Below are 17888 nucleotides of genomic sequence, written 5' to 3'. Positions count from 1 at the left end.
AGCCGGTCAGATGCGACAGGTCACGCCGGGTCAGATCCAGCGCTGGTCGACCAGTTCGCGTTTCACGTAAGCGTAGAACACCGGCGCCGCCACCAGGCCGGGCAGGCCGAACGCCGCTTCCATCACCAGCATGGCCAGCAGCAGCTCCCATGCGCGGGCCTGGATTTCACCGCCGACGATGCGCGCGTTGAGGAAGTATTCCAGTTTGTGGATCACAATCAGGTACAGCAGCGCGGCCACGGCCACGTAGAACGAGACTGACAGCGCGACGATGGTGATGATCGTGTTGGAGATGATGTTGCCCACCACTGGCAGCAGGCCGGCGATGAAGGTGATCAATACCAGCGTCTTGGACAGTGGCAGGTGCACGCCGAACAACGGCAGCACGCCCAGCAGGAAGATGGCAGTGAACACGGTGTTGAGCAGCGAGATCTTCACCTGCGCGAACACCACCTGGCGGAACGCGGTGGCCAGGCGGCTGGTGCGCCCGATCAGTTCCTGCGCCAGCGGCCCCATTTTCGGCAGCGGAAGTTCATCGTACAGCGCGATCATCGCCCCCAGCACCATGCCGATCAGTACGCGCACGCCCACCTGCACCACCGACGTGCCGGCCACGCCCAGCTGGCGCTGGTGTTCGGCGGCCCAGTCATTCAGCGCCGCACGCAGCGCCGGCATGTCTTCGGGGATATACGGCTGCAGCAGCGCCGGTACCTGGTGGCGCGACGAATTGAGGATGTCCATCAGCCGCGCCAGCAGCGCGTCCGGCCCGCCGGTCTCGTTGCGGAAGAACGACGCCACGCCAATGCCGGCCAGCACCAGTCCGCTGATGATGATCGCCGACAGCACGATCACCGCGATTGCCCGCGCCCTTCCCGGCGGCAGCCTGCCTTCCACGGTCGACGCCAGCACGTGGGTCAGCTGGAACACCAGCAGCCCCGACAGCAGGGTCACCACCAGGCCCAGCTTCAACGCCAGCCACATGCCCAGCAGCATCATCAGCCAGGCCGCGATCCTCGGAACGGGGGGCTTGGGCTGGGCAACGAGGGCGTCTTGCATGGGCGGCGCGTCCGGGCGGGGTGGCCCATGGTAGAGGATTGGCGACGACGATTCCGGGTGCAGGATGAACGGGCATCAGGCCTCGTGCTGCGACAGCACTGCTGCAGCCCGCGTCGACTCATTCGCCATAGCTGGCGTTGTTCTTGCCCTGGCGCTTGGCGTGGTAGAGCGCGCGGTCGGCCAATGCCAGCCAGTCCTCGACGCTGCCGCCCCGCGGGGTGGCAGCAATGCCGATGCTGACGCTGAACTCGATGCCCGGCGTTGCCTGCCGTGCTGCTTCCAGAAGTTGCAGACGAACCCGCTCTGCCACATGCATCGCATCGATGGGCGCACAGTCCTGCAGCAGCACGACGAACTCGTCGCCTCCCAGCCGCGCAGGGGTATCGCCGGGCCGGGCGAAGGCGCGCAAGGTGGAGGCGATATGGCGCAGCACTTCGTCCCCGGCACGATGACCATGCGAGTCATTGATGCGCTTGAAGTCATCCACATCAAGCATCAGCAGGCAGGCGAAACCACCCTGCCCCTGCGCCTTGTCCAGTGCCTGCTGCGCACGGACGATCAGGAAGCCGCGGTTGGCCAGCTCCACCAGCGGGTCCATCCGGCTCAGCCGCTTCAACTGGCGGTTCTGCGATTTCACCCGCCGCGCCAGCTGCCAGCTGAGGATGCTGAGGCCGATGCCGTAGACGAACAGGAACGGCACACTGAGTACGATCGTGCGCTGCGATGACACCGGCTGATAGGGAAACCCGAGTACCCACCAGGTGAGCGCGAACCCAACTGCCAGCGCCAGTGTGGCCCGTACCGCCAGCTTCACCCCGCCGGCGGCGATCTTGTCGGCGACCAGCAGCGCGGCGAACAACGCACTGGGCACCACGCTGAGTCCCATGAAGGCGATCCAGCCACCGCCAAAGAAGGAATCGATCACCATGCAGCGGAACTGGACCACCGCGGGCTGCCGTGAGCGATGGGTCAGCACGAGGGCGAGCGCCGGCCAGGCCAGCGCATTGAGCAGCAGCAGGCTCCACGCCAGCGCACCGTCCTGGCGTTCGAGCATGATCGAAGCAATGGGGATCGCCCCCAACCCGTTGCCCACGAAACGCATCCAGCCGATGCGCCGTGCCGCGCCGATGCCTTCGACCGAGACCTCGGTCGAGTCCGTCAAGAACGGCATTGCCGACCCCCTTGAGCGATCGCAGCTGCCACCAAGGCCCTTGCCGGGCTGCCTGCGGTGAGTCTGACAGCTCTGCGTCAATTCGGGATCAAGGTTGCAGAAGCCATCTGGCGACAATCAGTGAGGCAGCGCGCTCTGTCCTGCCCTCACCCGGCCCTGGGTGCAGCCGTCGAGCCCCGCAGCATCAGGCTGAAATCCAGCGTCTGCTGCAGCGGCACATCCACGTGTTCGATGATGGCAAGCAGCAGGTTGACCGCGCGCTCACCAATCTCCCGCATCGGCTGTCTGATCGTCGTCAGTGGCGGCGTGAGGTAGCGCGAGGAGGCCAGGTCGTCAAAGCCGACGATGGACAGATCCTCCGGCACTCGGAGGCCCAGCTCCCGACAGGCCGCCAGGGTGCCCAGCGCCATCTGGTCGCTGAAACAGAAGACGGCAGTCGGTACCGGCGCGGCGGCCAACATCGCCATCGCGGCGGCATGGCCGGACTCCACCGAAAAGTCACCCGGCACGATGTTCAGCTGGCGCAGGCGTCCACGCGCCTTGCCGGCCGCCCGCACCCCTTCCAGCCGTTGCTGGTGCAGCGGATTGTCGGGGGGGCCACCGACCACCGCAATGCGTTCGTGTCCCAGCCCATACAGGTGTTCCATCACCGCGCGCGCGGCGGCGGCATTGTCGATGTGGATGCTGGGGATGCCCAGCGAAGGATCGAACTCGCAGCCGTTGACCACCGGCGCGGCTGCACCCCGCTGTTCGACGATGTCACGCGCCGTCGGTGGCAGGCGATGCCCCAGCACGATCATGCCGTCGGCCTCGTTGCGCCGGAGCATCTGCGCATAGCGCTCCTCGCGATCCGGTTGATGCTGGGTGTCCCCCAGCAGGACCGCGTAGCCAACGGCCTGCGCGGCGTCCTCCGCACCCTGCAGGATCTGGGCGAAGAACGGATTGGCGATGTCCGGGACGGTGACCAGGATCTTGCCGCTGCGCTGGGTCTTGAGCGTGCGGGCCACCGTGTTGGGCACATAGCCCAGCGCGGCGGCAGCCTGCTCGATACGCGCGCGGGTCGCCGGCAGGACTTTGTCCGGCCGCGAAAGCGCCCGCGACACTGTGCCTGCGGAGACGCCGACGTGCTTTGCGATGTCGTAGATGGTGGCCATGGCGTTAGATCTCCTGCCCGCTGTGCACTGCACAACAGGTCCTGCGTGAGCCCCTGCTAGGATAATGCAATCGATTGCATCGAGGGCGAATCACGTTGAAGACGCTCAAGGGTCCAGCGCTGTTCCTGGCGCAGTTCATCGGCGACACAGCTCCTTTTGATCGGCTGGACACGCTGGCCGGCTGGGCCGCAGGCCTGGGCTATTCTGGCGTACAAGTGCCGACCAGCGCGCCCCACCTGTTCGACCTGGCCGAGGCCGCACGCAGCCAGGCGTACTGCGACGACCTTGCCGGCATGCTGGCCGGGCATGGCGTACAGATCACCGAACTGTCCACCCACCTGCAGGGGCAGCTGGTCGCCGTCCATCCCGCCTATGACAGCCTGTTCGACGGATTCGCACCGCCGGAAAAGCGCGGCGACCCGTCCGCGCGCCAGGCCTGGGCAGTGGAGCAGCTGCTGCTGGCAGCCAAGGCCAGCCAGCGGCTGGGACTGACCGCACACGCCACCTTCTCCGGCGCACTGGCCTGGCCCTACTTCTATCCCTGGCCGCAGCGCCCGCCCGGCCTGGTGGAAGAAGCCTTCGCCGAACTCGGCCGCCGCTGGCGCCCCATCCTCGATGCGTATGACGCCTGCGGCGTGGACCTGTGCTTCGAGATCCACCCGGGGGAGGACCTGCACGACGGTGCGACCTTCGAACGCTTCCTCGACGTGGTCGATCACCACCCGCGCGCGAAGATCCTGTACGACCCCAGCCACCTGCTGCTGCAGCAGATGGACTATCTGGGGTTCATCGATCGCTACCACGCGCGCATCGGCATCTTCCACGTCAAGGACGCGGAGTACCGCGCCAGCGCCTGCAGTGGCGTGTATGGCGGCTACCAGGACTGGATCGATCGCCCGGGCCGGTTCCGTTCACTCGGCGACGGCCAGATCGACTTCAAGGCGATCTTCTCCAAGTTCGCCCAGTACGACTTCCCCGGATGGGCGGTACTGGAATGGGAGTGCTGCCTGAAGCACCCGGAAGACGGCGCACGCGAGGGCGCCGCCTTCATCCGCGACCACATCATCCGCGTGACCGAGCGCGCCTTCGACGACTTTGCCGACAGCGGCACGGACGCCGGATCACTGCACCGCATGCTGGGAATCTGAGCCGACACCGCCCCGGGAGGGCAAGCCATGACGCACGCCATGTCGCGCTTGGGCGCGATGATGTTTCTACAGTTCTTCATCTGGGGGGCGTGGTTCGTCACCCTGGGTACCTATCTGGTGCAGGGCCCGCTGCAGGCCAGCGCCAGCCAGGTGGCGACGGCGTTCCTCAGCCAGTCCATCGGCGCCATCGTCGCGCCGTTCCTGGTCGGCCTGATCGCGGATCGCTACTTCGCCGCGCAGCGCATCCTGGCGGTGCTGCACCTGGCCGGTGCGGTGCTGCTGTGGCTGGCCTCCACAGCAGACAGCTTCAGCACGTTCTCCGCCTGCGTGATGGGCTACATGCTGCTGTTCATGCCGACGCTGGCACTGGCCAACAGCGTGGCGATGCGGCACATGCAGTCGCCGGAGAAGCAGTTCCCGCTGGTGCGCGTGGCCGGCAGCGTCGGCTGGATCGTGGCCGGTGTGCTGATCGGCTGGCTGGGCTGGGAACAGGCGCATCGGCTTGAACTGACGTTCCGGATGGCGGCGCTGGCATCACTGCTGCTGGGCCTGTATGCCTTCACGCTGCCGCACACGCCGCCGCTGGCGCAGCAGCGCGATGCCGGCCTCGGGCAGATCCTCGGGCTGGATTCGCTGCGGCTGCTGAAGTCGCGCGCCTATCTGGTGTTCTTCCTGGCCTCCATCGCCATCTGCATCCCGCTGTCGTTCTACTACAACTTCACCAATCCGTACCTCAACGACCTGGGCGTGCGCGGCGCTGCGGGCCTGCAGTCGCTGGGCCAGGTCTCCGAAGTGCTGCTGATGCTGGCCATGCCGTTCCTGTTCGTCCGGCTGGGGGTGAAGACGATGCTGGCGGTGGGCATGGCCGCCTGGGTGGTGCGCTACGCCATGTTCGCCTTCGGCGATGCGGGCGGCGGTTTCTCCCTGCTGGTGATCGGCATCGTGCTGCACGGCATCTGCTACGACTTCTTCTTCGTCACCGGTCAGATCTACACCGATGCACATGCCGGCCCCGCCGCGCGCAGCAGCGCGCAGGGGTTCATCACCCTGGCCACCTACGGCGTGGGCATGCTGATCGGCACCTTCCTGTCCGGCGCGGTGGTGGAGCACTTCACCACTGCGGCCGGCCCCGACTGGCAGCAGATCTGGCTGTTCCCGGCAGGCGTTGCACTGGCGGTGCTGGTCGCCTTCCTGCTGCTGTTCCGCGACCGGCCGGCGGCCACGGCCGCGCCCTCCACGCCCTGAGGATCCCAGTCGATGCCCAAGCTTGGAATCGCCATCGTCGGCGCCGGCATGATCGGCGCAGTGCATCGTCGTGCGGCACTGCTGGCGGGTGCCGAGGTACGCGGCGTGGCCGCCTCGTCACCGCAGCGTTCACATGAGGCGGCGCAGTCCTGGAATGTCGCGCGTGCCTATCGGGATATCGAGGAGGTGATCACCGACCCGCAGGTGCAGGTCGTGCACGTCTGCACGCCCAATCACCTGCACCGCGCGATGGCCCAGGCTGCGCTGGAAGCCGGCAAGCACGTGATCTGCGAGAAGCCGCTGGCCACCTCGCTGGAAGATGCACAGGCGTTGGCTGCGCTGGCGGCCTCGCGCGGCCTTGTGGCCACGGTACCCTTCGTCTACCGCTACCACCCCGTGGTCCGCGAGGCGCGCGCACGCATCGCCCAGGGCGATCTGGGGCCGTTGCACCTGATCCACGGCAGCTACCTGCAGGACTGGCTGCTGGACCCGGCCAGCAACAACTGGCGCGTGGACCCCGCGTTGGGGGGCACTTCGCGCGTGTTCGCCGACATTGGTTCGCACTGGTGCGACCTGGTGGAATGGATCAGCGGCGAGCGTTTCGCCGAGGTCAGCGCGGCGTTCTCCACGGTAATCGCCGAGCGCGGCGCCGTCAGCGGGCAGAGCTTCAGCACGCCAACGGCCGCCAGCGCGATGCAGGCCGTCACGAGCGAAGACGTGGCTGCGGCGATGTTCAGGACCGACGCCGGCACGCTGGCGTCATTGACGGTCAGCCAGGTCTCGGCCGGACGCCACAACCGCCTCTGGTTCGAGATCGATGGCGCCAAGGCCAGTGTGGCCTTCAACCAGGAGGATGCCGAACGACTGTGGATCGGCCTGCCCGACCAGCGCGAGAAGATCTTCGTACGCGGCCCCGGTGCCGGCAGTGACGATCAGCGCCGCCTTTCCGTGCTGCCGGCCGGGCATGCACAGGGCTACGCCCAGTGTTTCGAGGCGTTTGTCGCCGACACCTATCGCGCCATTGAAGGCGAGCGGCCGCAGGGCCTGCCGACCTTCGAGGACGGCCTGCGCTCGGCGCAGATCGTTGACCGTGTCATTGCATCGGCCAGGTCGCGTGCCTGGACCACCATCGGTTGAATCCCGGGAGGATCTGTTGATGAAAGCTCTTTTCCGTAGAAGTGCGAGTCTCATCCTGCTGTTCGCCACCCTGCCCGCTTTCGCGGACGAAGCCGCCAGCACGCAGAAACCGATCGCGGTGCAGATGTATACCCTGCGCAACGCCGGGTCGCTCGACCAGCAGCTGAAGATCGTCCACGACGCCGGTGTGCACGCAGTGGAGACGGTCGGCACGCAGAACGCCAGCGCTGCGGAGCTCAAGCGGCTGCTGGACCGGTATTCGATCAAGGCGGTTTCGTCGCATGTGCCGCTGGCCGAGCTGCGCAATGATCTGGACGGCGTGGTGACGTTCAACCGGTCGATCGGCAACACCACGCTGGTGGTGCCGTACCTGGATGCGAAGGATCGGCCGACAGACGCCGCGGGCTGGACCGCACTGGGCCAGGAGCTGGGCAGGATCGCGAAACAGGTACGAGCCAAGGGCATGCGCCTGGCCTATCACAACCACGACTTCGAGCTGGTCGACTTCGATGGCAGCACCGGACTGGAGCTGCTGTTCGCAGCGGCCGGCCCCGACCTGCAGACCGAGCTGGACCTGGCCTGGGTCGCACGTGCGGGCCTGGACCCGGCCGTGATGCTGGGAAAATTCCGTGATCGCGTGTTCGCGGTGCACGCCAAGGACAATGCGCCCAAGGGCCAGGCTGAAGACGAAGGCGGATTCGCCGCCGTCGGCAAGGGCGTACTGGACTGGAACGCGATCCTGCCAGCCGCGGCCGCCGCGGGCGTGCACTGGTACATCATCGAGCACGACCAGCCGCGCAACCCGGCCAAGATCATCAAGACCGGCGCGGACTACCTGCGTGAACACCTGGCCATCGACCAACCTGCTCGCGCACCGCGCTGATGCGAAGGAGCCTCGCTTGAACACTCGCCTGAAATTGAGCTTCACCCTGACCGCGGCCCTGTGCGGCGCGATGCTTGCGACCACGGCCTGGTGCAAGGACGACCCTGCTGCGGGTGCGAAGCTCTACAGCGCAAACTGCACGGCCTGCCACGGTGCCGATCGCGCTGGCATGCCGGGCGCGTTTCCCGCGCTCACCGACATCAGCAAACGACTGCAGCCCGCGCAGATCAAGGACAAGATCAGGAAGGGCGGCGGATTGATGCCGCCCTTTCCGCAACTGTCGCAACAGGAAATCGATGACATCGCCAGCTACCTAGCGAAATAGTGGGTGGGCGCTACAGTTCGCGCACCCAGATGTTGCGGTAGCTGACCTTGGAGTCATGCTCCTGCAGATAGAGCGGCGCGCACGCATGGGGCGCGTACGAAGGCGCACCGATGTACTCGGTCTTGCCTGCCAGCACGGTGTCGTCCTGGACCAGCACGCCGTTATGCAGCACGGTGATGCGCGCGGGCGACGTCAGGCCGCCGCCCTGCGAGAACCGCGGCGCCTTCCAGATGATGTCGTAAACCTGCCACTGGCCCGGTGCGCGCGAGGCGTTCACCCGTGGCATGGCCTGCTTGTAGATCGAACCCGCCTGGCCGTTGGCATACGTCGGGTTGTTGTAACTGTCGAGCACCTGCAGTTCATACAGTTCCTGCAGGAAGATACCGCTGTTGCCGCGGTTCTGGCCGTCGAAGCCCTTCGTCTCGGTGGGGGTACGCCATTCGACATGCACCTGGACATCGCAGAAGCGCTGTCGGGTGCGGATGCCTTTGCTGCCCGGCACCACGGTCATCGCGCCATCGGCGACGGTCCAGGGCACGCGCCCGCCCTGCTCTGCCTCCCACGCCGAGACATCCTTGCCATCGAACAGCACGATGGCGTCGGACGGCGCTTTGCCCGCGGGCGTTTCCACGACTGCAGGCACCGGCGTCCACACCTCGGTCTTCTTCGGGTCACGCGCAGCGTCGGCACCGTTCTGCGCGAAGGCAGGTACTGCGGCCAGCAGGCCGGTGGCCATCAACAGAGAGCGGATCATCAGAATATCGTCCATCAGCTGGTTCCCCACGCCGGCGTGCCGGGAACATAGGCAAGGTCGCCGTCGTAACGACCCGGCACCGCGACGTACTGCAGCACCCCTGTCGCGCCGACCTTGGAGGTGAAGAAGCCGAAGATGGCCAACTGCTTGAGCATCGTGAAGTAGTGCGGCATCGCCTCGCCCTCTTCTGGTGTGCCGGTCTCGGTCACGTCGGCAGGGCGTGCCTTCGCTTCAGCGTCCAGCGTTCGCAGCAACCCGGCGCGGGCTTCCGGTGTGAGCGATACGAAGCGGCCACCTGCGCGTTTGTCGATGTCGGCCAGGCCGGCGCGAAACGCCGCCTGCTGCCGGGCGGTGTAGCAATCGCTGACGAATGTCGCCATGAACAACCCGGCACCGGCGTCCTTCGCGCCAGGTGTCCGGGTCCGCGGCAGGATGGTCTCGGCGATCTCGTCCAGCGTGCCGACATCGGCATCGGAGAAATGGATCTTCGTGGCGCCCGCCGGTGCCTGCCCCTGCACAAGCGCAGGCAATCCAACCATGGCCGCGCCGGTGGCGGCGACGATCATCTTCAGCAGTTCGCGACGATCCATCAGAGGTTCCCCGCTTTCAGTTCGCGTACCGCGTGGTCGGCCGCGCGCGCGGTCAGCGCCATGTAGGTCAGCGAGGGATTCACGCAGGCGCTGGAGGTCATGCAGGCACCGTCGGTCACATAGACGTTGGGAGCATCCCAGACCTGGTTGTGCTGGTTCAGTACCGAGCTCTTGCGATCACGTCCCATGCGCGCGGTCCCCATCTCGTGGATGCCCTTGCCCGGGGCATAGTCGTTGTCGTGCATCTTCACGTCCTTGACGCCGGCCGCCTCCAGCATCTCGGCAGCATCGGCGGCCATGTCCTTGCGCATCGCCAGTTCGTTGGCACGCATGGCAACGTCCATCGCCAGCACCGGCAGCCCCCACTTGTCCTTGTGGTCGTGGTCCAGGCGGATTGTATTGTCGTGGTGCGGCAGCATTTCACCGAACCCGGTCATGCCGATGCGCCAGTCACCCGGCACGGTCAGCGCTTCCTTCAGGTCGGCGCCGATGTTCAGCTCGGCGATCTCGCGCGACCAGCCGTTTCGGCTGGCACCGCCCTGGTAGCCGAACCCGCGCAGGTAGCCACGCTTGTCGGCTGCGACGTTGCGGAAGCGCGGAATGTAGAAACCGCAGGGACGGCGGCCGAAGTAGTACTTGTCTTCGTAGCCCTCGACCCGGCCCGAGGCACCCGCACCGAAATGATGATCCATCACGTTGTGCCCCAACTCACCGGACGAAGAGCCCAGCCCGCCGTCCCATACATCGGTCGCCGAATTCATCAGCAGCCACGTCGAGTTGAACGACGACGCATTGAGGAAGATCACCTTGGCGGTGTACTGGTAGGTCTGGCCGGTTTCGGCGTCGATGACCTCCACGCCACGCGCACGCTTGCGATCCTTGTCATAGAGCACTTCCTTGACGATCGAGAACGGACGCAAGGTCAGGTTGCCGGTCTTCATCGCCGCTGGCAGCGTCGCCGCCTGGGTCGAGAAGTAGGCACCGAAGGGACAGCCCAGGATGCACTTGTTGCGGTACTGGCAGTTGACGCGCCCCTGCTCGGGCATCGGCTGGGTGATGTTGGCGGTGCGCGAGTGGATCATGTGGCGCGTTCCGCCGAAGGCCTTCTTGATACGTGCGGCCACATCCTTCTCGACGATGTTCAAGGGAATCGGCGGCAGGAACTCGCCGTCCGGCAGCACGTCCAGTCCTTCGCGCGTGCCGGCGATGCCGGCGAACTTTTCCACATGGTCGTACCACGGCGCGATGTCGGCGTAGCGGATCGGCCAGTCAGCAGCGATCCCATCCTTGAGGTTCGCCTCGAAATCCAGATCGGAGAAGCGATAACTCTGCCGCCCCCACAGCAGCGAGCGGCCGCCGACGTGGTAGCCACGGAACCAGTCGAACCGTTTGGTCTCGATGTAGGGTGAGTCCTGTTCGTTGGCCCACATTCCTTCCAGATTTTCGGCCAGGCCGTAATCGCGCATCAGCACCGGGAACTCGGCCTTCATCGCCTGCGTTGGCCGATTGCGGTGCGGGAAATCCCACGCCTCCTTCATCGCGTTGACGTAGTCCTTGACGTGCTCGATGTTGCGACCGCGTTCCAGCATCAGGACCTTCAGGCCCTTTTCGGTCAGCTCCTTCGCCGCCCAACCGCCACTGATTCCCGAGCCAACAACAATGGCGTCGTAGTGATTATCTGCCATGGGTTTCTCACCTGGGTGGATATCGTTTCAGACGTCGCAGAGGCGGATCGCCTCGCGCAATGAGGCAACGGGATCGGGCGCTGCAGGCGTGAACTCCTGCGCCAGATACCCCTTGAAACCGGTGTCGCGGATCGCGCGACAGATGGCCGGATAGTGGAGCTCCTGCTGGTCTCCGATCTCGTTCCGGCCTGGCACGCCTGCGGTGTGGTAATGCTTGAAGCAGGCGTGGTGTTTTCCAATGGTGGCGATGATGTCGCCTTCCATGATCTGCATGTGGTAGATGTCGTAGAGCAGGCCGAAGTTGTCCGAGCCGAGCCGCTGGCACAGCTCCGCGCCCCAGGCAGAGTGGTCACACAGGTAGTCGTGGTGATCGACCCTGGAGTTGAGCAGCTCCATCACCAGCACCACGCCGCGCTTCTCGGCATGCCCGAGGATGCGCTTGAGGCCAGCCTCGGCATTGGCCATGCCTTCGGCGGGGTCCATGCCGTTGCGGTTGCCGGAAAAGCAGATGAGGTTTCGATAGCCGGCATCGGCGACCAGATCGATGTGCCGCGTGTAGCGCTCCACCAACTGGTCATGGAACTGGCGCCCGGCAAAGCCCTTGGTCAGGCCCAGCTCCGCGCCGTTGCACATCGAGCTGTACACGCCATGGGCCTTCAACGTCGGCCAGTCTTCCGGGCCGACCAGGTCGATCGCGGCGAAGCCGATGTCCTTCACCGTCGCGCAGAGCTGGGCGACGGACAGCTGCGGGAAGGTCCAGCGGGCGACGGAGTGCTTCAGGTTGCCTTTGAGCGGCGCGGTGGCGGCGGATGCGGGCAGCGTGCCCGCGATTGTCGCGGCCCCCAGGCCAATGCTGCCGGCAACTGCGATGCGCAGCGCATCGCGCCGCGTGAGCCCCGTCGGCGGGGCCGGTCTGATCGAATGGACGGACATCCACCTGCCGGCCTCCCAACCGGTATCAAACGCAACGATTCACTGCAATGCAATCGATTGCACCATAGGGGAGGAAATTGTCTGTTTGCAAGTCGCGGTGCACGAAAGCTGATGCTGCGGGGCACAACTCCGCAGGAATCGCGGACAAAGGAAAGCCCCGCATGAGCGGGGCTTTCTTTCTGGGCGGTGGCAGCGGGACGACGCCTGTTGGCTACAGCGTCGAGACCGTGCCGCCGTCGATCCTATACTCCGTTCCGGAAATCGAGGCAGACCGGGGAGACGCCAGGAACGTGATCAGATCGGCCACCTCCTGCGGTGCCGCGGGGCGCCCCACCGGGATCCCCCCGAGCCAGTCCATGACCAGCCTCTTGCCCCCTTCATAATCGGTTCCCGCTTCTGCCGCGATCCGTTCTGCAAATTCCCGGGAAGCCTCTGTCTCGATCCAGCCCGGCGCAACGCTCAGCACGCGCACGCCCTTGGCGGTGACCTCTCTTGAAAGTGACTTGCTGTACGTCGTAAGTGCCGCTTTGGCCGCGGCGTACGCGGTGGTGGACTCCGGCAGAGGCAGCATGCGCTGGATCGAACTGACATGGATGATCACGCCAGCGCGCTGCGCGAGCATGGCCGGCAGCAAGGCGCGATCCAGACGAACCGCCGGCATCAGATTGAGGTTCAGTTCGGCAAACCAATGCGCATCACTGATCGCCGCGAAGCCGCCGCCTGGTGTCTTTGATCCCCCAAGCACATTGATCAGGATGTCGGCACCGTCCCACGCCTGCAGAACGGCCTGGGCGAAGATGCCGGTGCCCTCGGCCGTCGACAGATCGGCTGCCACGTACGCGACCCCTTCGACCGGCCGTGCCGGCAAGCTGCGCGCAGACGTCATCACCCGGACCCCGGCCTCGGCCAGGGTCCTGACCACCGCAGCCCCCACACCCAACGTGCCGCCGGTTACCACGGCCCGCAGGCCACCGAGTTGAAGATCGAAGCTCATGCAGTGATCTCCAGCGCTGCAATCAGGCCTCGTTGCAGTTCGAAACGGTAGGTCAGCAGGATCGGGCTGCCTGGAAAATTGCCGCTGACAGTGGCGCGGACAACGTGACAGTGTTCCTGCCGCGCGATGGCGCATGGCACGCTGGTAGCACGGTACTTGGCCGATGCCTCGGCCAGGAAGGCCTTGATCGCGTTGACGCCGGTGAGCGTGCGCCCGTCGTCCTTGAGGATCGCCTGGGTGGTGAAGCAACGCCCGAGGGCTTCGGGGTCATGCTCGGCCGCGAAGTACGCGGCAATGGGCTCTGGGAGGGTCAGTGCATTCATTGCTGGGCTCCTGCAGTGGTGAGGCGCTCAGGATGTGCACGCAGGCCAGTTAAGTGAATGCCCTATAATCCGAATGGGTTATGTCGAAAAGTCTACCTAATGCGCGGATCCGAGTTCACTGAACTGAAGGCTTTCGTGGCGGTGGTGGAACGCCAGAGCTTCGCGCGGGCTGCGGAACATCTGGGGGTATCGCCCTCGGCGCTGAGCCAGACCATCCGCCAACTGGAAGGCCGCCTCGGCACCCGCCTGCTCAATCGCACGACCCGAAGCGTCGCGCCATCAGCAAGTGGCGGGCGACTGTACGCGCGCATAGCGCCGCTGTTCGAGGAGTTGGCCGTAGCGGTCGCTGAAACCCGCGAGGCGACCGGGCGGGTGAATGGGACGCTGCGCATCAATACGCTGGGCATCGCCGCGAGAACACTGATTGCCCCGCGGCTTGCCCGCTTCCACCAGGCCTACCCTGATGTCGTTGTCGACATCGTGGTCGACGACGCGCTCAGCGACATCGTCAGTGGGCGGTTTGATGCAGGCATCCGTGTGGGCGGGCAGCTCGAGAAGGACATGGTGGCCATCCGCCTCACTCCCGACCTGAACATGGTCGCCGTGGCGTCACCGGATTACGTCGCACGCCGTGGAACGCCGCGATCTCCAACGGAACTGCAGGACCATGCATGCATCAACTGGCGGCTGCAGAGTGACGGCAGGCAGTACCGATGGGAGTTCAAGAAGCGAGGCCGCCACCTGGAGGTCGCCGTGGACGGTCCTGTCGTCACCAATCACGCTGACGTCGGGATTGCGGCGGCACTGGCCGGCCTTGGAATCGCCTATCACTTCGAGCAGGATCGCGTGGGGGAACTGCTGGCCCAGGGATTGCTGGTGCGGGTACTGGCGGATTGGTCGGTCTCGCGCCCCGGGCTTTTTCTCTACTACCCGAACAGGCGGCATCGCCCCGCCCTGCTGGGGGCGTTCATTGATTGCCTGCTGGACCAGGGCGTGTTCTGCAATCGGTGACAACATCGAGGAACGTCCGCATCGGCGGCCGTCGGACAACAGGATCCCGGCAGGGCCTCAAAAACGACAAGGGCCCCAGGCAGGCATGCCAGGAGCCCTTGTCGGGATGCACCGAAGGTGCGCTTAGAACGGAATATCGTCGTCAGCGAAGTCGTCCATCGGCGGAGCCTGCTGCGGCTGCGGGCGCTGGTTGCCACCCTGGTTGCCGTAACCGCCGCCCTGGTTGCCGCCCTGGTTGCCATAGCCACCGCCCTGGCCGCCACGCTGGCCACCGCCACCGCCGCCGTACTCCTGGCGCGGCGCCTGCTGACGCTGCGGGCGATCGCCGCCGTAGTTGCCACCACCGCCACCGCCGCCGCCTTCACCGCGGCCGCCCAGCATCTGCATTTCATCTGCAACGATGTCGGTGGAGTACTTCTCAACGCCGTCCTGGCCGGTGTACTTGTCGTAGCGCAGGCTGCCTTCGACGTAGACCGAGCTGCCCTTGCGCAGGTACTCGCCGGCGATCTCGCCGAGCTTGCCAAAGAACACCACGCGGTGCCATTCGGTACGTTCCTGCTGGTTGCCATCCTTGTCCTTGCGGACGCTGGTGGTGGCCAGGCTGATGCGGGTGATCGCCATGCCGCTCTGGGTGTACTTCACGTCCGGGTCGTTGCCGAGGTTGCCGACCAGGATGACTTTGTTGATGCCGCGCGCCATAGATGGATTCTTCCGTTGTCCGGGGCTGGACCAGTGATAGCACACCCGACGGGGTGCCGATACGCTGGACCTCCCACGGTTGCGAATGGGGGATATCGGAACGAGGCATCTTACCATTCCCTTCGCCCCCGGCCCGTCGGGAATCCGGCCGATCCGGGTCGGAACCGACCTCAACGAAGCAGGGGGCGATCCAGCAGCAAGCCGGTGACCAGTGTGACCTCCCCCACCGCCACCACCCTGGGCCCTTCATGGCAGTGGAAGCGCACGCCGGGCCGGATACGCTCCCGGTGTAGCCCCGCCCTGAGCACCTCATTGACCACGGTCAGGCCGGCCAACAGGGGCTCGCCCACCGGCAGCGGCAGCTCGGTCGCCCAGCTGTCGCCCTCGGCGTGCCGGAAGTCGGGCCAGATCATGAACAGCTCTGGCGCCCCGGCGACAGCGGCGTAGGCGAAGTCCCAGCGGATACCGTTCCGGGCCGGGCTGCGTCGCCCGCCCTCCTCCGGCGCGAGGATACGGATCCGCGCCTCGAAATCATCCGGAACATCCGGGTACAGGCGAAAAGACACCGCTTGGCTCCATCAGGCTGTGGCACTGACCGTCGCATGCCTGCGACCTTGACCACAAGCAGCATCGGGCGGGACTGCCTGCAGCCCCCCCATGGCATCATGCCCAGGCACCTTTTCCCCAGCCCCTTCCGCGCGCCCATGACGATCAAAGGCAAAGCCACCTCCCTGGACATCGCCCACTTGGCCGGGGTCTCCCAGCCCACCGTGTCGCGGGCCCTGCGGGGCAGCCCGATGGTCAATGCCGAGACCCGCGAGCGCATCCTGCGCATCGCCCGCGAGCTGAACTACAAGGTCGACAAGAACGCCTCCAGCCTGCGCCTGCGCAACGCCGGCACCCTGGCCCTGCTGTTCTTCGAGGACCCGACCAACGACGACTCGCTGATCAACCCGTTCTTCCATTCGATGCTGGGCTCGATCACCCGCGCCTGCGCGCTGCACGGGCAGGACCTGCTGGTCTCGTTCCAGCAACTGTCCACCGACTGGCAGGCCGATTACGAGGACAGCAACAAGGCCGACGGCATCATCCTGCTCGGCTACGGCGACTACCACGAATCGCGCGACCGCCTGCAGCGGCTGGTCGAACAGGGCACGCACTTCGTGCGCTGGGGCGCCGCCCTGCCCGGCCAGCCCGGTGTCTCGATCGGCAGCGACAACTTCCAGGGCGGGCATGACATCACCACCCACCTGCTGCAGCAGGGCTGCCGCCGCATCGCCTTCCTCGGCCATGCCTCCAGCCATTACCCCGAATTCCAGGAGCGCTACCGCGGCCATGTCGCGGCCCTGCAGGACCACGGCCTGGCCGCCGAACCGGCGCTGCAGCACGATGCGATCACCACCGAGGCTTCCGGCCAGGAGGCCTGCCAGGCGCTGCTGGCGCGCGGCGAACCGATCGATGCGATCTGCGCCGCCAGCGACCTGATCGCCATCGGTGCGATGCGCGCCCTGCGCGAGGCCGGGCTACGGGTGCCGCAGGACGTGGCGGTGACCGGCTTCGACGACATCCCGCTGGCGGCCTCGGTGTCTCCGGCGCTGACCACGGTCCAGCAGGACACCAAGCAGGCCGGCCAGCTGCTGGTGGAGCGCCTGCTGACGCTGATCGGCCGGCAACCGGTGGAGGGCCAGAGCATCCCGGTGAAGCTGGTGGTGCGGGAATCGTCGCTGCGCCGGTAAGCGCCACCAGACCTCCCGCCACGCCTCAACGTGCGACGGCGGAATTCTCCCCCCATGACCAACGGCGGATGCGCACGGAAGCCGACGCGCGGATAACGCGCAGACATCGCCCATGGAAAGGTGTACGTCGCATGCTGAAGATCGATTCGCTGTCCAAGACGTACGCCAACGGCGTGCATGCCCTCAACAACGTCACCCTGGACATCCCGCGCGGCATGTTCGGCCTGCTCGGTCCGAACGGCGCCGGCAAGTCGTCGCTGATGCGCACGCTGTCCACCCTGCAGGAAGCCGACAGCGGCACGGCCACCCTCACCATTCCAGGCGAGGCGCCGATCGACGTACTGCGCGACAAGGACGCGGTGCGCCGCCGGCTGGGCTACCTGCCGCAGGATTTCGGCGTGTACCCGAAAGTCAGCGCGCTGGACCTGCTGGAACATTTCGCGGTGCTCAAGGGCCTGACCCAGCGCGCGCAGCGCCGCGAGGTGGTCGATGGACTGCTGCAACAGGTGAACCTGTGGGACGCGCGCAAGCGCAAGCTCGGCACCTACTCCGGCGGCATGCGCCAGCGCTTCGGCATCGCCCAGGCGCTGCTGGGAGACCCGCGGCTGGTGATCGTCGATGAGCCCACCGCCGGCCTCGACCCGGAAGAACGCAACCGCTTCCTCAACCTGCTGGCGGCCATCGGCGAGAACGTGGCGGTGATCCTGTCCACCCACATCGTCGAAGACGTGACCGATCTGTGCCCGACGATGGCGATCATGAACAAGGGCCAGGTGCTGCTGACCGGCCGCCCCAGCGAAGCGATCGACGCCCTGCAGCACCAGGTCTGGCGCAAGCAGGTCGATCCTTTGGAACTGGCCGACCACGAGGCACGCTACGTGGTGCTGTCCACCCGCCTGGTCGGTGGTCGCCCGGTGATTCACGTACACAGCGCCAATGACCCCGGCGACGGCTTCGCCGCCGTAGCCCCCGACCTCGAGGACGTGTACTTCCAGCGCCTGCGCCTGCAGGCCCGTGCCCGCGCGGCAGCCTGAGCGGAGCACG

At 66.1% G+C, this 17888-nt stretch carries 19 protein-coding genes; 8 read left to right on the top strand and 11 right to left on the bottom strand.

Features of this window, described 5'->3' with window-relative positions:
* Positions 1-30 precede the first annotated feature (30 nt).
* From N5D45_RS12610 to N5D45_RS12600, 3 genes are all read right to left on the bottom strand, one after another.
* Positions 31-1056 (bottom strand): AI-2E family transporter, encoded by a 1026-nt coding sequence (locus N5D45_RS12610; RefSeq protein WP_019337057.1) that lies wholly within the window; start codon positions 1054-1056, stop codon positions 31-33.
* 118 nt (positions 1057-1174) lie between these two features.
* Positions 1175-2227, bottom strand: coding sequence for a sensor domain-containing diguanylate cyclase (locus tag N5D45_RS12605; protein WP_099560407.1), 1053 nt, complete (start codon positions 2225-2227; stop codon positions 1175-1177).
* 146 nt (positions 2228-2373) lie between these two features.
* Positions 2374-3381 carry a LacI family DNA-binding transcriptional regulator gene (locus tag N5D45_RS12600; protein ID WP_019337059.1) on the bottom strand — a complete coding sequence of 336 codons (1008 nt, stop codon included), beginning with the start codon at positions 3379-3381 and terminating at the stop codon, positions 2374-2376.
* Between the two features lie 95 nt (positions 3382-3476).
* On the opposite strand from N5D45_RS12600, the gene N5D45_RS12595 reads away from it, so the two are divergent.
* The 5 genes from N5D45_RS12595 to N5D45_RS12575 all read left to right on the top strand — a co-directional run bounded on the left by N5D45_RS12595 (position 3477) and on the right by N5D45_RS12575 (position 8119).
* Positions 3477-4529, top strand: coding sequence for a sugar phosphate isomerase/epimerase family protein (locus N5D45_RS12595; RefSeq protein WP_010483474.1), 1053 nt, complete (start codon positions 3477-3479; stop codon positions 4527-4529).
* Between the two features lie 27 nt (positions 4530-4556).
* Positions 4557-5774: an MFS transporter gene (locus N5D45_RS12590; RefSeq protein ID WP_057502659.1), complete on the top strand. Its 1218-nt coding sequence runs from the start codon at positions 4557-4559 to the stop codon at positions 5772-5774.
* A 12-nt stretch (positions 5775-5786) separates the two neighbouring features.
* The gene (locus N5D45_RS12585) at positions 5787-6911 is read left to right on the top strand and encodes a Gfo/Idh/MocA family oxidoreductase (RefSeq protein ID WP_057502658.1); all 1125 of its coding nucleotides are present in this window, start codon (positions 5787-5789) and stop codon (positions 6909-6911) included.
* A 19-nt stretch (positions 6912-6930) separates the two neighbouring features.
* Positions 6931-7794: a sugar phosphate isomerase/epimerase gene (locus N5D45_RS12580; RefSeq protein ID WP_053442650.1), complete on the top strand. Its 864-nt coding sequence runs from the start codon at positions 6931-6933 to the stop codon at positions 7792-7794.
* A 70-nt stretch (positions 7795-7864) separates the two neighbouring features.
* Positions 7865-8119 (top strand): cytochrome c, encoded by a 255-nt coding sequence (locus N5D45_RS12575; protein WP_049480174.1) that lies wholly within the window; start codon positions 7865-7867, stop codon positions 8117-8119.
* A gap of 10 nt (positions 8120-8129) precedes the next feature.
* On the opposite strand, the gene N5D45_RS12570 is transcribed toward N5D45_RS12575, so the two are convergent.
* The 6 genes from N5D45_RS12570 to N5D45_RS12545 all read right to left on the bottom strand — a co-directional run bounded on the left by N5D45_RS12570 (position 8130) and on the right by N5D45_RS12545 (position 13398).
* The gene (locus N5D45_RS12570) at positions 8130-8888 is read right to left on the bottom strand and encodes a DUF1080 domain-containing protein (RefSeq protein WP_043396888.1); all 759 of its coding nucleotides are present in this window, start codon (positions 8886-8888) and stop codon (positions 8130-8132) included.
* Complete coding sequence (locus tag N5D45_RS12565) at positions 8888-9463, bottom strand: gluconate 2-dehydrogenase subunit 3 family protein (protein ID WP_043396891.1); 576 nt, start codon at positions 9461-9463, stop codon at positions 8888-8890. Before N5D45_RS12565 ends, N5D45_RS12570 begins: the two co-directional genes overlap by 1 nt.
* Positions 9463-11148, bottom strand: a complete 1686-nt coding sequence (locus N5D45_RS12560; RefSeq protein WP_197657141.1) for a GMC family oxidoreductase — start codon at positions 11146-11148, stop codon at positions 9463-9465. Before N5D45_RS12560 ends, N5D45_RS12565 begins: the two co-directional genes overlap by 1 nt.
* Before the next feature lie 27 nt (positions 11149-11175).
* Positions 11176-12081, bottom strand: a complete 906-nt coding sequence (locus tag N5D45_RS12555; protein WP_228355131.1) for a TIM barrel protein — start codon at positions 12079-12081, stop codon at positions 11176-11178.
* Positions 12082-12292: 211 nt separating this feature from the next.
* Entirely contained in the window at positions 12293-13075 is a 783-nt protein-coding gene (locus tag N5D45_RS12550; RefSeq protein ID WP_057502654.1) for an SDR family oxidoreductase, read from the bottom strand.
* On the bottom strand, positions 13072-13398 hold the full coding sequence (locus N5D45_RS12545) for a nuclear transport factor 2 family protein (protein ID WP_057502653.1): 327 nt from the start codon (positions 13396-13398) through the stop codon (positions 13072-13074). Before N5D45_RS12545 ends, N5D45_RS12550 begins: the two co-directional genes overlap by 4 nt.
* Before the next feature lie 57 nt (positions 13399-13455).
* Between N5D45_RS12545 and N5D45_RS12540 the strand changes: the two genes are divergently transcribed.
* The gene (locus tag N5D45_RS12540; protein ID WP_231298580.1) at positions 13456-14409 is read left to right on the top strand and encodes a LysR family transcriptional regulator; all 954 of its coding nucleotides are present in this window, start codon (positions 13456-13458) and stop codon (positions 14407-14409) included.
* Between the two features lie 123 nt (positions 14410-14532).
* Here N5D45_RS12540 and N5D45_RS12535 read toward each other — a convergent pair whose 3' ends face one another.
* Together N5D45_RS12535 and N5D45_RS12530 are read right to left on the bottom strand one after the other, a co-directional pair.
* Positions 14533-15108, bottom strand: coding sequence for a single-stranded DNA-binding protein (locus N5D45_RS12535; protein WP_010483495.1), 576 nt, complete (start codon positions 15106-15108; stop codon positions 14533-14535).
* A gap of 170 nt (positions 15109-15278) precedes the next feature.
* A complete protein-coding gene (locus tag N5D45_RS12530; RefSeq protein WP_228355130.1) occupies positions 15279-15674 on the bottom strand; it encodes a hypothetical protein in 396 nt (131 codons plus the stop codon).
* A gap of 138 nt (positions 15675-15812) precedes the next feature.
* Between N5D45_RS12530 and N5D45_RS12525 the strand changes: the two genes are divergently transcribed.
* Positions 15813-16844, top strand: a complete 1032-nt coding sequence (locus N5D45_RS12525; protein WP_010483499.1) for a LacI family DNA-binding transcriptional regulator — start codon at positions 15813-15815, stop codon at positions 16842-16844.
* A 131-nt stretch (positions 16845-16975) separates the two neighbouring features.
* Positions 16976-17878 (top strand): ABC transporter ATP-binding protein, encoded by a 903-nt coding sequence (locus N5D45_RS12520; protein WP_134957963.1) that lies wholly within the window; start codon positions 16976-16978, stop codon positions 17876-17878.
* The last annotated feature ends 10 nt before the right edge of the window (positions 17879-17888 follow it).

This window comes from Stenotrophomonas sp. GD03819, from assembly GCF_029841665.1.
In the GTDB taxonomy this organism is placed as follows: Bacteria; Pseudomonadota; Gammaproteobacteria; order Xanthomonadales; family Xanthomonadaceae; genus Stenotrophomonas; species Stenotrophomonas geniculata.
Note: the sequence above shows the minus strand (reverse complement) of the source record. Positions and strands in the feature narration are given on the sequence as shown.